This window comes from Ottowia sp. (genome assembly GCF_047975795.1).
Lineage (GTDB): Bacteria > Pseudomonadota > Gammaproteobacteria > Burkholderiales > Burkholderiaceae_C > Ottowia.
This window is the reverse complement of record NZ_JBKEEE010000059.1, coordinates 1-12,942: the sequence shown is the minus strand read 5'-3', so window position 1 is coordinate 12,942 and position 12,942 is coordinate 1. Positions and strand designations below refer to the sequence as shown.

General features: G+C 61.7%; 14 protein-coding genes. 3 read left to right on the top strand and 11 right to left on the bottom strand.

Going from position 1 to position 12,942, the window contains the following annotated elements; genetic code table 11:
- Nucleotides 1-25: 25 nt before the first annotated feature.
- A complete protein-coding gene (gene dapB, locus ACK5NW_RS09185; RefSeq protein WP_416927268.1) occupies nt 26-844 on the bottom strand; it encodes a 4-hydroxy-tetrahydrodipicolinate reductase in 819 nt (272 codons plus the stop codon).
- A gap of 39 nt (nt 845-883) precedes the next feature.
- Complete coding sequence (locus tag ACK5NW_RS09180) at nt 884-1,447, bottom strand: outer membrane protein assembly factor BamE (protein WP_416927266.1); 564 nt, start codon at nt 1,445-1,447, stop codon at nt 884-886.
- Nucleotides 1,448-1,525: 78 nt separating this feature from the next.
- Between ACK5NW_RS09180 and fur the strand changes: the two genes are divergently transcribed.
- Nucleotides 1,526-1,948 (top strand): ferric iron uptake transcriptional regulator, encoded by a 423-nt coding sequence (gene fur, locus ACK5NW_RS09175; protein WP_416927264.1) that lies wholly within the window; start codon nt 1,526-1,528, stop codon nt 1,946-1,948.
- Between the two features lie 10 nt (nt 1,949-1,958).
- Here fur and ACK5NW_RS09170 read toward each other — a convergent pair whose 3' ends face one another.
- Together ACK5NW_RS09170 and ACK5NW_RS09165 are read right to left on the bottom strand one after the other, a co-directional pair.
- Nucleotides 1,959-2,942, bottom strand: a complete 984-nt coding sequence (locus ACK5NW_RS09170; RefSeq protein ID WP_416927262.1) for a Bug family tripartite tricarboxylate transporter substrate binding protein — start codon at nt 2,940-2,942, stop codon at nt 1,959-1,961.
- A complete protein-coding gene (locus ACK5NW_RS09165) occupies nt 2,942-4,129 on the bottom strand; it encodes a CaiB/BaiF CoA transferase family protein (RefSeq protein ID WP_416927260.1) in 1,188 nt (395 codons plus the stop codon). The genes ACK5NW_RS09170 and ACK5NW_RS09165 overlap by 1 nt, the downstream gene beginning before the upstream one ends.
- A gap of 120 nt (nt 4,130-4,249) precedes the next feature.
- On the opposite strand from ACK5NW_RS09165, the gene ACK5NW_RS09160 reads away from it, so the two are divergent.
- Complete coding sequence (locus ACK5NW_RS09160) at nt 4,250-5,179, top strand: LysR family transcriptional regulator (RefSeq protein ID WP_416927258.1); 930 nt, start codon at nt 4,250-4,252, stop codon at nt 5,177-5,179.
- A 72-nt stretch (nt 5,180-5,251) separates the two neighbouring features.
- On the opposite strand, the gene rpoN is transcribed toward ACK5NW_RS09160, so the two are convergent.
- From rpoN to argS, 6 genes are all read right to left on the bottom strand, one after another.
- Nucleotides 5,252-6,838, bottom strand: a complete 1,587-nt coding sequence (gene rpoN / locus ACK5NW_RS09155) for an RNA polymerase factor sigma-54 (RefSeq protein ID WP_416927256.1) — start codon at nt 6,836-6,838, stop codon at nt 5,252-5,254.
- Nucleotides 6,838-7,611 carry an LPS export ABC transporter ATP-binding protein gene (lptB, locus tag ACK5NW_RS09150; protein ID WP_416927384.1) on the bottom strand — a complete coding sequence of 258 codons (774 nt, stop codon included), beginning with the start codon at nt 7,609-7,611 and terminating at the stop codon, nt 6,838-6,840. The genes rpoN and lptB overlap by 1 nt, the downstream gene beginning before the upstream one ends.
- Nucleotides 7,612-7,661: 50 nt before the next feature.
- Nucleotides 7,662-8,318: a lipopolysaccharide transport periplasmic protein LptA gene (gene lptA / locus ACK5NW_RS09145; RefSeq protein ID WP_416927254.1), complete on the bottom strand. Its 657-nt coding sequence runs from the start codon at nt 8,316-8,318 to the stop codon at nt 7,662-7,664.
- Nucleotides 8,319-8,467: 149 nt separating this feature from the next.
- The gene (locus ACK5NW_RS09140; RefSeq protein WP_416927252.1) at nt 8,468-9,097 is read right to left on the bottom strand and encodes a thiol:disulfide interchange protein DsbA/DsbL; all 630 of its coding nucleotides are present in this window, start codon (nt 9,095-9,097) and stop codon (nt 8,468-8,470) included.
- A 112-nt stretch (nt 9,098-9,209) separates the two neighbouring features.
- Nucleotides 9,210-9,980: an SPOR domain-containing protein gene (locus ACK5NW_RS09135; RefSeq protein WP_416927250.1), complete on the bottom strand. Its 771-nt coding sequence runs from the start codon at nt 9,978-9,980 to the stop codon at nt 9,210-9,212.
- A gap of 37 nt (nt 9,981-10,017) precedes the next feature.
- Nucleotides 10,018-11,691, bottom strand: a complete 1,674-nt coding sequence (argS, locus tag ACK5NW_RS09130; protein WP_416927248.1) for an arginine--tRNA ligase — start codon at nt 11,689-11,691, stop codon at nt 10,018-10,020.
- A gap of 219 nt (nt 11,692-11,910) precedes the next feature.
- On the opposite strand from argS, the gene ACK5NW_RS09125 reads away from it, so the two are divergent.
- A complete protein-coding gene (locus tag ACK5NW_RS09125; RefSeq protein ID WP_416927246.1) occupies nt 11,911-12,249 on the top strand; it encodes a YegP family protein in 339 nt (112 codons plus the stop codon).
- A 108-nt stretch (nt 12,250-12,357) separates the two neighbouring features.
- Here ACK5NW_RS09125 and ACK5NW_RS09120 read toward each other — a convergent pair whose 3' ends face one another.
- Complete coding sequence (locus ACK5NW_RS09120) at nt 12,358-12,810, bottom strand: DUF2214 family protein (RefSeq protein WP_416927244.1); 453 nt, start codon at nt 12,808-12,810, stop codon at nt 12,358-12,360.
- Between the last annotated feature and the right edge of the window lie 132 nt (nt 12,811-12,942).

Below are 12,942 nucleotides of genomic sequence, written 5' to 3'. Positions count from 1 at the left end.
AAGTAACTGGGTGGAGCGCCGGAAGTCAGCGCAGGTTCAATACATCGAACATGTCGTACAGCCCCGGCGCGCGGCCCGCCAAAAACCGCACAGCACGCAGGCTGCCCTGGGCGTAGCCTGCGCGACTGCTGGATTTGTGGCTGATCTCGATGCGCTCGCCCGTGCCAGCGAACAGCACCGTGTGGTCGCCCACGATGTCACCGCCGCGGATGGTGGCAAAGCCGATGGTGGACGGATCGCGCTCGCCCGTATGACCATAACGCTCGTACACGGCGCAGTCTTTCAATTTGCGCCCCAGCGCATCGGCCATGACTTCGCCCATTTTCAACGCGGTGCCGCTGGGGGCATCAACCTTGTGACGGTGGTGGGCTTCGATCACTTCGATGTCGTAGCCGGTGGCCAATGCCTTGGCCGCCATCTCCAGCAGTTTGAAGGTGACGTTGACGCCCACGCTCATATTGGGGGCCATGACGATGGCGATGTCTTGCGCAGCGGCCTGTATCTCGGCCTTTTGCGCGTCGGCAAACCCGGTAGTGCCGATGACCAGTGCCACACCCAGGCGACGGCAGGCAGCCAGATGTGCCATGGTGGCTTCAGGGCGGGTGAAGTCGATCAGCACTTGCGCGGCTTGCAGCCCCTGGTCAAGCTCGGCCATCACGTTGACGCCCAGCGCCTGACCGCTCAGTGCACCCGCGTCCTGACCGATGACGGGGCTGTCCGGTCGGTCCAGCGCGCCCGCCAGTTGGCAATCGTCTGAAGTGCGTACCGCATTGATCAGGATCTGGCCCATACGGCCCGATGCGCCGGCCACGGCCACGCGGTGCAAAGAAGGAGAAGAAGTCATGACAAACTCAAATCATGCGCTGCCTGCGCCATGGATACATTAACGCGCAGGCTCCAGCGGAGGGTAGCTGCCCGCCGCACGCGATGGTGCCATTGCCGCACTGGCGGCAGCCAGCGGCGCGGAGGCCGCAGCTGGTGGGAATTTGGCCAACTGCTCCTCGGTGGCTTCCAGATTCGGCACTTTGTAGGTGCGGTCGCCGCCGATGCGCTGCACGAATTCGGTTTCGCTGGGCATTTCATCGCCTTCAAAGCGCTCCAGCACGTCATCCTTGAAGTAGGCGGTCAGGCGGTAATGCTGAAAGTCAACGCCTTGGCGCTTCATGGTGAACACGTAGTCCCAGCGGTCATGGTGGAACAGGCTGCTGAGCAGCGGCGTGCCCAGAATGTCGCGCACTTGCAAACGGGTCATGCCCGGTTGCAGCACAGCCACCTGCTCCTTGGAGACAAAGTTGCCTTGCACCACCTCGGGGCGGTACAGCGTGATGAAGTCGGCTGCACCCTTGGTGGCCTGATCGAAGCTGCTGCACGCACCGGCACCGACGACCAGCACGGCGGCCAAGCCCCAGCGGTATGCGCGGGTATAGGGACGGGAAAGAGCGGACATGGACTCCGGTTCATGCACAATACAGCCGAACATTGTAGCGGCGGGGCTTGGTGCTCCGGCATTGCGCGAGGCAGACAAATGGACAACATCGACGAACTCAAAAGCACGGGCCTGAAGGCCACGGCACCCCGGCTCAAGATTCTGGATCTGTTCCAGAAAGCGACCGAGCGGCACATGACGGCGGACGACGTTTACCGCCAGTTGCTGGCCGATCGCTCAGACATTGGCCTGGCCACGGTGTACCGCGTGCTGACGCAGTTTGAGCAGGCAGGCATTTTGAGCCGCAACCATTTTGAAACCGGCAAAGCAGTTTACGAGCTGCGCAATGACGACCACCATGACCATCTGGTGTGCATGTCATGCGGTGCGGTGGAAGAGTTTTTAGACACCGAGATCGAGCGCCGCCAGCACAACATCGCATCTGACCGTGGTTGGACATTGCACGATCACGCCATGTCGCTGTACGGACTGTGTCCCGCGTGCCAGAAGAAAAAACGCTGACCGCTTATGTTCACTCAGGCTGAATGCCTGCGGCGCGGATGACCTGCCCCCACTTTTTGGATTCGGCCGCCTGAAACTGGGCCAGGTCGCTCGGCGTGGTGTTTGAAACCGCCTCACCGCTGGTCTTGGCCAAGAAATCCTTCAACGCCCCGGATGCCATGGTTTTGACCAATGCCTTGTTCAGCCTGTCGATGATCGGCGCTGGGGTGCCTGCAGGCGCGTAGACGGCGAACCAGTAAGTCATGTCGTAGCCCTTGATACCGGCCTCAGCCACAGTCGGCACATCCGGGGCCGCGCCCAACCGCTGTGCTCCACTGGTGGCCAACGCGCGCAGTTTGCCGCCTTTGACCTGCGGCAGTGCCGTGGGAGCATCGGCAAACATGAAGTCCACCTGCCCACCGATCAGGTCGGTAATGCCCATGGGATTGCTTTTATAGGGCACGTTGACCATGTCGACGTTGGCCAATTGCTTGAGCAGCTCGCTGGCGACGCGGCTGGACGATGATCCGCTGGCGAAATTCAGCTTGCCCGGTGCCTTTTGGGCCGCCGCCAGCAAATCGCCCACCGACTTGTAGGGCGAATCGAGGCGCACCAACAACAGCATCTGCCCCTTGGACAGCAAGATCACGGGCGCGTAGTCCTTCACCGGGTCGTAGGGCAGCTTTTTGAACAGGTGTTCGTTGGCCGACTGGGTGGTGTTGGTGGTGGTCATCAGCGTGTAGCCGTCGGGCGCGGCCTTGGCCACATATTGCGCCGCAATGAAACCACTGGCACCGCCTTTGTTGTCAACCACCACGGGCACTTTCAGCTCGTCACTCAAGCCTTGTCCCAGCAAACGCGTCAGTTGATCGGTACCACTGCCTGGCCCAAAAGGCACGACCAGGGTAATGGGCTTGCTGGGATAGCCATCGGTCGCGTGCGCGGCGGATGCCCACAGGGCGGTAGTGGCTGTCACCAGTGCGGCCAGCAGCGTATTCAGGTGTCGTCGTTTCATCATGTCTCCTTGGAGTGGTTGTCGTTGGTGAAATGGGGGGTGATGCCGTAACGGGCGTTGTGCTCGCCCAAGCGCGGTGCGCAGGCATGCATGGCAGGGCGTTCACCGTCGATAGAAAACGGCAGTGCGGTCAGGCGAAAGTCTTCGCCAGGAATGACCGGCAGCATGCCCAGCGCCTGCACCTGCGGGTGCGCCAAAGCTTCGGGCACGCTGTGAATCGGCGCGCAAGGCACGCCCGCTTGCTCAAAGCGGGTGATCCATTCGGCCCGTGGCCGCGCCCGCAGCAGCGGAGCAAGCTCGCCCAGCAATGCGTCTTTATGTGTCAGGCGCGCACGGTTGCTGGCAAATCGTTGGTCTTCAATCCAGCCTGGGCAGCCCAACTCGAGCGCCAGTTTGGCAAACAAGCGGTCATTGCCACAGCAGATCAGCAGCGGTGCATCGGCCGTGTCAAAAGCTTCATAAGGCACAAAACCGGGATGGCCTGAGCGGTGCCGGGCAGGCAATTGGCCTTCATTGACATAGGCATCGGATTTCTGGCCGTTCCAGACCAATGCCGTCTCCAGCAAAGAGGCCTGAAGCAATCCGCCGCGCCCAGTACGGTGGCGCTGCTGTAGCATGGCCAGCGCACCGATCACCACCCACATGCCCGTGCCCTGGTCGCACACGGAAGCGCCAGAGCGCAAAGGGGGATCGTCGGGGCCGCCATTGGTGCTGGACAAGCCACTGAATGCCTGAATCAAAGGCTCATAACCCGGTCTCAACGCCATTGGCCCCAGGTGGCCGAAGGCCGATATCTCGCCATAAATCAGGCGGGGGTGGCGGGCGCACAGCGCCGGGCCGTCAATGCCCAGGGCTTTGGGCACACCTGGACGCAGGTTGTGGATGAAGATGTCGGCATCAGCGGCCAGCGCTTCAAAGGCGCTGCGGCCTGCCTCGGTTTTCAGATCGATGGCCACCGATTGCTTGCCGCGGTTGAAAACCTGGAAGTTCAGCGCATCACCATGCCGAAAGGCTGGCCCCATGTGGCGGGCGTCATCGCCACCATCCACACGCTCCAGCTTGATCACTTCTGCGCCAAGGTCGGCCAGGATGGCTCCGGCAAACGGGCCTGCCAGCACCTGGCCAAGTTCCAGCACGCGCACGCCTTGCAGGACACCAGCGGAATCACCAGCGGGGCGTTGGCTCACAGTGTTGTCTCCTTTGATGCGTTGACAAGGTGCAGTCTAGGCAGTGATGATTGATTTGAGAAGGTATTCATTTTTATATGTGTGATAACTTATCTGCATCAATTCATGCATTCAAAACCCATGCACTCATCGCGCATTCAGCTTTCATTGCAACAATTGGAGGCGTTTGTCCAGGTGGCCGCATTGGGCAGCTTTCGCGCCGCTGCGGCGCAGATCGGCGTGTCGCAGCCCGCACTCAGCCGCACCATTCGTCAGGCCGAGCAAACCTTGGGGGCACGCCTGTTTGATCGCGATACCCGGCACGTCACCATCAGCCCGGTGGGCGGCGAGCTGCTGCCTATCGCCCAACGCATCCTGCGCGAATTTGACAGCGCATTCAGCGAACTGGGCCAGTTCATGCAAGGCAGCCGTGGACGCGTGACGGTGGCTGCGCTGCCTTCGCTGGGTTCTGCCCTGGTGCCCAACGCCATTGCCGCGTTCAAAAAACACTGCCCGCAGGCTGAATTCACCTTGATGGAAGCGCCTGCCGAGGTGTTGCTGGCGGCGGTCGAAGATGGGCGCGCCGACTTTGGGCTGAGCGTGCGCCCGGCACCTGATCTGCGCCTGCAATATCAACATCTTCTGGATGATTCGATGGTGTTGCTGTGCCGCGCAGATGATCCGCTGGCTGGGCGTTCATCGGTGCCGTGGAGCGTGTTCGCCCAGCGCCCTTTCATTGCCAGCCAGCCGAACAGCAGCATTCGCCCGTTGACCGATGCGGTATTTTTGCAAAAAGGCTTATCGATACGGCCTGCATTCGAGTCTCCCAGCGTCTCTGCCTGCGGCGGGCTGATTGGCGCTGGCCTGGGCCTGGCCGCTTTGCCTCAGCTGGCCCTGGATCTGGTCAACATGCACCGCCTGGTGGCGGTGCCGCTGGTGCGGCCCCACGCAAGCCGCCCTATCGGGGTCGTCACCCGAATTGGGCGCACCCTGCCACCCGTAGGGCGCGCATTCATCACCCGTGTTTTGGCGTTGCACGATCCGCGTGTATACGCCATACCAAGGGCGTAAACGACAAACGATCAATAACTTGACCAATGACGTGATGCGCGCACACCGGGCGCGTCAAGCGCATTGCAAAAATCAAGCCACCGCACGGCGCAAGGTGGCCACCGGGATGCGCAGACCCTCGCGATATTTGGCCACGGTGCGGCGGGCGCAGTCGATCCCCTGCTCTTTCAGCATTTCAGCGATCTGGCTGTCAGACAGCGGTTTGGCGCTGTCTTCGGCGGCCACAAATTGTTTGATGAGCGCGCGCACCGCCGTGCTGGACGCATTGCCACCGGCTTCAGTGCCAAGCGCAGAGCCAAAAAAATACTTCAGCTCGAACGTGCCGCGTGGCGTGGCCATGTATTTGGCCGTGGTCACGCGCGAAATAGTGGATTCGTGCACACCCAGCTCGTCGGCCAGCTCGCGCTGCACCATCGGGCGCATGGCCAGATCGCCATGGATGAAAAAGTTGCGCTGGCGCTCGACGATGGCGGTGCTGACGCGCAAGATGGTGTCAAAGCGCTGCTGAATGTTTTTGATGAACCAGCGCGCTTCTTGCAGCCGCTGGGTCAACGCCTGGTGGTTTTCGCCGCCCTTGCCGCCACGCAAGGCGTTGGCATAGATGTCGTGCACGCGCAACTTGGGCATCACGTCGGGGTTGAGCTGCACCCGAAAGCGCACCGCCGCGCCGCTGCCGCTGCCGCTGGTGCTGACGATGACGTCCGGCACCACCACGTTGCGCTCCACGTCGGCAAAGGGTCGGCCGGGCTTGGGGTCGAGCCGCGCAATCACCTGTATGGCCGCGCGCACGTCGTCTTCGCTGTCGCCGGTGAGCTGGGCCAGCTTGCGGGCGTCGCGCTTGGCCAGCAGGTCAATGGCACCGTGCTGCGCGCAGATGCGCAGGGCAATATCCAGGCCGATTTGTTCGTCTTCGGATATATGGCGTTCGGCTTGCCGGGCTTTGATTTGCAAGCTCAAACATTCGGCCAGATTGCGCGCGCCCACGCCCACTGGCTCCAGCGTTTGCAGCAGCTTCAGGGCGACGGTAAAGCTGTGCACCAGCTCTTGCAACCGCTCCAGGTCGTCGTCTTCGTCGGTCAGCGTGGCGGCCAGTTGCGCCAACGAGTCTTCCAGATAGCCGTCGTCGTTGAGCGATTCGATCAAAAAGCACAGCGCCGCCATGTCCTCGGGCGACAGGCGCAGCGCCAGCGCCTGACGATGCAAGTGTTCGGGCAGCGATTCGTGTTCGCTGGTGCGTTCGGCAGCGTCCAGCTCATCGTCGCTGCCTATGTTGGATTGGCGGGCTGGCGCCTCACCGCCCCATTCACCGTCATCGGCAGACACGTCGATGCTGCCATCACCTTCCCAGTCGCTGGGGCCAGATTCTTGTGCATCAAAATCGGCTTCAGCGCTTGATGTGCCAGCATCGCCAGCTATTGAATCAGCAGCATTTTCAGTACTTCTGTCGCCTTCACTGACACGCGTATCGGCACGGGCCAGGCCAAATTCTTCGCGCGGCGCGCTGTCGTCGTCGCGTTCTAAAAACGGGTTGTCGTCCAGCATCTGCTCGACCTCGCTGGCCAGCTCCAGCGTGGACAGTTGCAGCAGACGGATGGACTGCTGCAACTGGGGCGTGAGAGCAAGGTGCTGCGAGACGCGCAGCGACAGGCCGGGTTTCATCAAAGCCGGAAATGCTCCCCAAGATAGACCCGGCGCACGTCGGGGTTGTCGACAATGTGTGCCGGTGTGCCTGCGGCCAACACGCGGCCTTCATTGATGATGACAGCGTGGTCGCAAATGCCCAGGGTTTCGCGCACGTTGTGGTCGGTGATCAGCACGCCAATGCCACGCTCTTTGAGAAAGGCGATGATGCGCTGGATCTCGATCACGGCAATCGGATCAATGCCCGCAAACGGCTCGTCCAGCAAAATGAAACGCGGTTGTGTGGCCAGGGCGCGGGCAATTTCAACGCGGCGACGCTCGCCGCCCGACAGCGACGGCGCGGGCGCATCGCGCAGCTCTTGGACGTGTAACTGCTCCAGCAGCTCGGTCAGGCGGCGTTCGATTTCGCTGTAGGTCAAAGGCTTGCCGGACGAGTCGCGTTGCAGCTCCAGCACGGCACGCACGTTCTCGGCCACCGTCAGTTTGCGGAAGATCGACGCTTCTTGCGGCAAATAAGACAACCCCAGGCGTGAGCGGCGATGAATGGGCATGTGCTCGACCGACTGGCCGTCGATGCGGATCTGACCCGCATCGGCCCGCACCAGGCCCACGATCATGTAGAACGACGTGGTTTTGCCTGCCCCGTTGGGGCCAAGCAGGCCAACCACTTCACCGCTGTCGACGTCCAGCGACACGTCGTGCACCACACGCCGCGCACCGTAGTTTTTGCGCAGACCGCGCACTTCCAGCCGACTGTGCGGGGAGGCGCTGGTCGGCGTGATCGATGCCATCGGGGTCGAATCTGCCGCCGCAGGGGCGGCGGTGGCAGGCGAAGACTCGCTCACTGGCTTGGCCCCGACTTGATCGCGCTGCTGGGGCGCAGCGTGGCCGCAGGTGCCGACGCCGCTGGTTGAGGTGCCGAGCCGCTGTTGCGCGGTGCCAGCACAGCGCGCACGCGCCCGCTGGGGGCGGCTGAGGGCGTGCCTGCGGCCCGTTGCTGACCATCAACCGTGTACACCTCGGTCGTGTTGTTGTAGGTGATGACCGCGCCCATCACTTCGTCCATCTTCGTCGCGCCCGCCAACCTGCGCATCTCGGCGCGGCGCGTCAGGCGCATGGTGTCGGTCTTGCCGTTGTAGTCGATGGTTTCGGCCTCGCCCTCGATGAATTCGTTCACGCCATCGCGTTTTTGGCGAAACAGCGCGCGCTGCCCGGCCTCGGCATACATGGTGCCGTACTGAAAGCCGTCGGGGTCTTGGCGCACCTCAAGGCGTGCGCCGCGCAGCACAATCGTGCCCTTGGTCACCACCACACGGCCCGTGAAAGTGGACAACTGCTTTTGGTCTTCGTAGCGCAGCGCGTCGGATTCAATGTGCATGGGCTGGTCGCGGTCGGTGCGCTCGGCCCATGTGGGTAACGCGATGCAACCCGTGAGCGCTGTGAACATCATCAACTGGCGAATCGGTTGGCGCAAAGGCCAGAAAGCGGCAGGCTTCATAAAGGCACGTTTTTTGCTTGTATTTCGTTTCAATTGTACGCTTTGACGGATCGTCACAGGCGTTGAGACAGATGCACAAAGGCCCGCCGAAGCGGGCCTTTGCGAGGGGCAGCGATACGCCTCAGGGCGCCCGCTCTACCGAATGCCTTTTATGCGCCTTTGCGCTCCTGCGCAATCAAGGTGTTGGCAATCTGGAGCATGCGATCCAGTCCGCCCGCCATGCTGCCGTCGGTGTAGTACTTACCGGCAATGCCCAGCGCAGGCGTGCCTTCAACGCGGTACGCTTCTTGCATTTGCACGGCCTTGCGCACATTGGTGGCCACACCGAACGATTTGTAGGCTTTTTCAAACTGTGCACGGTCAATGCCCTGCTCGGCCATCCAGGGGAACAGCACTTCGGGTTTGTCCAGACGTTTGCGCTCGGTTTGCAGCGCGGTGAACACCTTGGCCTGCACTTGCTCGACCTTGCCGATGGATTCCAGCGCGTAGTAGATGCGCTGCAAAGGCTCAAAGCTGCTTTGAAAGCCCACGTGCACCAGGCGCACCGCCACGTCCTTGGGCGCGTTCTTGACCCAGGTTTCAAACAAGGGTTCAAAGTTTTTGCAGTGCGAGCAGCCGTAGGAGAAAAATTCGATGACTTCAATTTTGCCTGCCGGTGCTTCCACAGGCGCGGGGGTTTTCAGAGCAACATAGCCTTTGCCCGACTGGGCCTGCGCAGGCAGGGAAAGCCAGGGCAGCATGACGGCGGCGGCCCCGAGTGCGAATTGACGACGTTTCATAAGGCGGTTTTCTTTCAAAAAATACAAGTGTGTTTTGGGACGCTGGACAGCGGTTTGAAGTTCCCCTGTGCGATGTCAGAATTCGATTTGGACGCAGCTCAAGCGTGCAGATTTAACGCGCCACGCGCACCAGGGCCGAGTCCAGACCGTTGCCGTCCAGGCGCTCTTTCACGCGCGCAGCGGCATCCCGGTTCTGAAACGGCCCCACGCGCACGCGGAACACCGTGCGACCCGCCTGCTCGCGCTCGGTCACGCGCGCTTCTACGCCCAGCAGCGACAAGCGGGCGCGCTGGGCCTCAGCGTCGTTGGCGGCGCGAAAGGCCCCGGCCTGCACGAAGTAGGTGAATACGTCAGCACTGGCGGCAGTCGGTGCGGGTGGTTTGGACATGCCGGCACGCGCGGCGGCAAAGTCGCCCAGCGGGTCGCTGGAAGGTGGGCGCGTGGTGGACGCAGGCCGTGTGACAACTGGGGTAGATTCGTCGGGGCGCTCAGCAGTGCGTTCGGTCGGGCGCGGCACATTGGATCCCACTTCCGTCGGCGGTGGCACCGGGGTGGAGCGAGTGGCCGTGGTCGATGCGCCTGGATCGGTTTCTGCTGGGCCGGGAATCGGTGCGGGCGGCGGTGTTGGCGCGACCGTGCCGCCAGTCGTGGCACCGCTGGATGGGCGCGCGCCATTGCGGCCCCCCAAAGCCGCGTTGGGATCCCAGTTGCGGTTGCGCTCGGCCTCGGCTGCATCTTGCCCATCGGTTCGGGTAGCGTTTTTGTTGACAAAGGGCACGGGCACCTCGGCCACATAAATGGCCACGGCCAGCGCCACGGCCAGGCCGATGGTGGCTCCGATGATGAGGCCCAGAAAAGTGCCTCCGCGTTGTTTCAGTTTCATCATGCTGCTGTGCGGGTATCGCTTACAGGATATTGGCTTACATCTTGGCGGGCGCTGACACACCCAGCACCGCCAGCCCATTGTGCAACACCTGCGCCGTGGCGGCGACCAGGGCCAGGCGGGCGCGCTTGACAGCGTCGTCGTCGACCAGAATGCGCTCAGCGTCGTAGTAGCTGTGGTAGCTGGCGGCCAGCTCACGCAGGTAGAACGTCACGTCGTGCGGTGCAAAGTCTTGCGCGGCCATCGTCAGCATGTCGGGGTATTTGGCCAGTTGCAGCATCAGCGCCTGGGCGGCGGGCGTGTCCAGCGCAGCCAGATCGACGCCTGCCAGCGTAGCCGCGTCACCGCCCCAACCGGCCAGCACTGAGCAAATGCGCGCGTGGGCGTATTGCACGTAATACACCGGGTTGTCGTTGTTCTTTTGCACGGCAAGATCGACGTCGAAGGTGTATTCAGTGTCGGGCTTGCGGCTGAGCAGGAAAAAACGCACCGCATCAGCGCTGGTCCAGTCAATCAGATCGCGCAGCGTCACGTAGCTGCCCGCACGCTTGCTGATCTTGACCTCTTGCCCGCCCCGCATCACGCGCACCATGGTGTGCAGCACGTAGTCCGGATAGCCTGCGGGAATGCCCACGCCCGCCGCTTGCAAGCCAGCGCGCACGCGAGCGATGGTGCCGTGGTGGTCAGTGCCCTGGATGTTGATGGCCTTGGCGTAGCCGCGCTCCCACTTGGTGATGTGGTAGGCCACGTCGGGCACGAAGTAGGTGTAGCCGCCTTCCGACTTGCGCATCACACGGTCTTTGTCGTCGCCGTAATCGGTGCTGCGCAGCCACAGCGCGCCGTCTTGGCGATAGGTTTTGCCCGCGTCAATCAAGCGCTGCACCGTGGCCTCGACACGGCCCGAGCTGTACAGACTGGACTCCAGAAAATATTCGTCGAACTTCAGGCGGAAGGCCAGTAAGTCCTTGTCTTGCTCGTGCCGCAGGTAGGCGACGGCGAACTGGCGGATGCCATCCAGGTCCTGCACATTGCCGCTGGCCGTGAAGCTGCGGTCGCCAGCCTGCACCGTTTTTTTAGCCAGAAAATCGTCTGCAATGTCCTGGATGTAGTCGCCGTTGTAGGCCGCCTCGGGCCAGTTTGCATCACCGGGTCTCAAGCCCTGGGCGCGCAGTTGCACCGAAGTGGTCAGCGTCTCGATTTGCACACCTGCATCGTTGTAATAAAACTCCCGGTGCACCTGCCAGCCTTGGCTGGCAAACAGATTGCAAATGGCGTCACCCAGCGCGGCCTGACGGCCGTGGCCCACGTGCAGCGGGCCAGTGGGGTTGGCGCTGACGAACTCGACCATCATCTTTTCGCCCCGCACGGGTTGGCTGCCATAGCCGGCGCCTGCGCCCAGTACTTCGCGCACGACTTGTTGCTTGGCGGCGGGCTTGAGGCAAATGTTGAGAAAGCCCGGGCCTGCGATTTCAATGGCACCCACCCATTGTTCAAAGGCGGGCGTGGCTTGTAACGTGGTTTTAAGTTGCTCGGCCAGCGCGCGCGGGTTGGCCTTGAGTGGTTTGGCCAGTTGCATGGCTGCGGTACAAGCCAGATCGCCGTGTGCAGCTTGTTTGGGCGACTCAAACGCAGCGCGTGCGCCCGCACCGGGCGACAGTTGTTCCAGCGCTGCGGCCAAAGCAGCCAGCAGCTCGGTTTTGACGGATTGCATGGGGAATTTTAGAACGAGACAATCGTTCAAGTGGCGACAGAAAAAGCCATGATTTTACAGATGAAAATGGTTTTTTCAGCTTATCCAGAAAGCGCAATAAGCTATGAAAACAGGAGTTAAATTTTCAGACACTCTGAAACCAATGATTGATGCAGATGGCAGAGCAGATCACAATGCGACTCGGCCCAGTGTGGGCTGCAACCATCCCAAGGAGGTTTCATGACAGGCAAGTTTCAACTCAAAAAATCGAAGAACGACAAGTTTTATTTTTCTTTGCTGGCCAGCAACGGCCAGGCCATCCTGAGCAGCGAGATGTACGAAGCCAAGGCCAGCGCGGTCAATGGCATTGATTCCGTCAAGAAAAACGGTGGCGACACCAGCCGTTACGACAAGCTCACCAGCAAGGATGGCTCGCCCTATTTCACGCTGAAGGCCAGCAATGGCCAAGTCATTGGTCAAAGTCAGATGTATTCCAGCGAATCAGCGCGCGACGCAGGCATTCAATCGTGCGTGAACAATGCGCCGGACGCTTCGGTGGACGATCAAACGGGGAGCTGACCGCACGCACGGATAAACCCGTGCGCCTTCCCAACGGTACCAACAAGCCATCTTCGGGTGTTTTTTTGTCGCTGAGTCGCACCTCAGCCATCCCAATGCTCGCGTACCCTAAACACCAAAACCACGCGCCAAAAACACCGCCGCCAGCGGCACCAGAGCAATCAAGTGGGTGGCCCACATGATGCGGTGGCGTGTAGCGCGCAGATTACCTGCGGTGGGCAAGGTGCGACTGTCTTGATCGAGTTGCCGAAGCCAGCCACGCAGACGGCGCGTGGTGCCCCACATCAAGACTACGGCGGCGGTAAACAGCGCCAGCTTCAGGTGCAACAAGCCATTGCCCCAATACCAGGCCGCACCCTTGGCCCCCCATTGGGTGCGCGCCAGACCAGTGAGCAGCACGGCGGCGGTGGCCACCCACAAAATAACGTCCAGCCGTACCAGCCGCCGCACCACGGCGGCGTTGACCCATTCGGCGCGGCACAGTGCGGCCTGGGCTGAGGCAAACACCACCCAGCCAAGCACGGCACTGAAGTGGACAAAGGCGAGCAGGGCTTCTTGCATGATCGAGGAGATGTTAGAGCGTGTTCAAAGTCTCTGCGCGGGTGTGTGGGCGCGGCCTCGGGCGGTCTGCTGCGTTGCAAATCCTCGCGATACCGCCAGGTATCGCTGCGGTTTGCGCCTTGCAGCCCATCC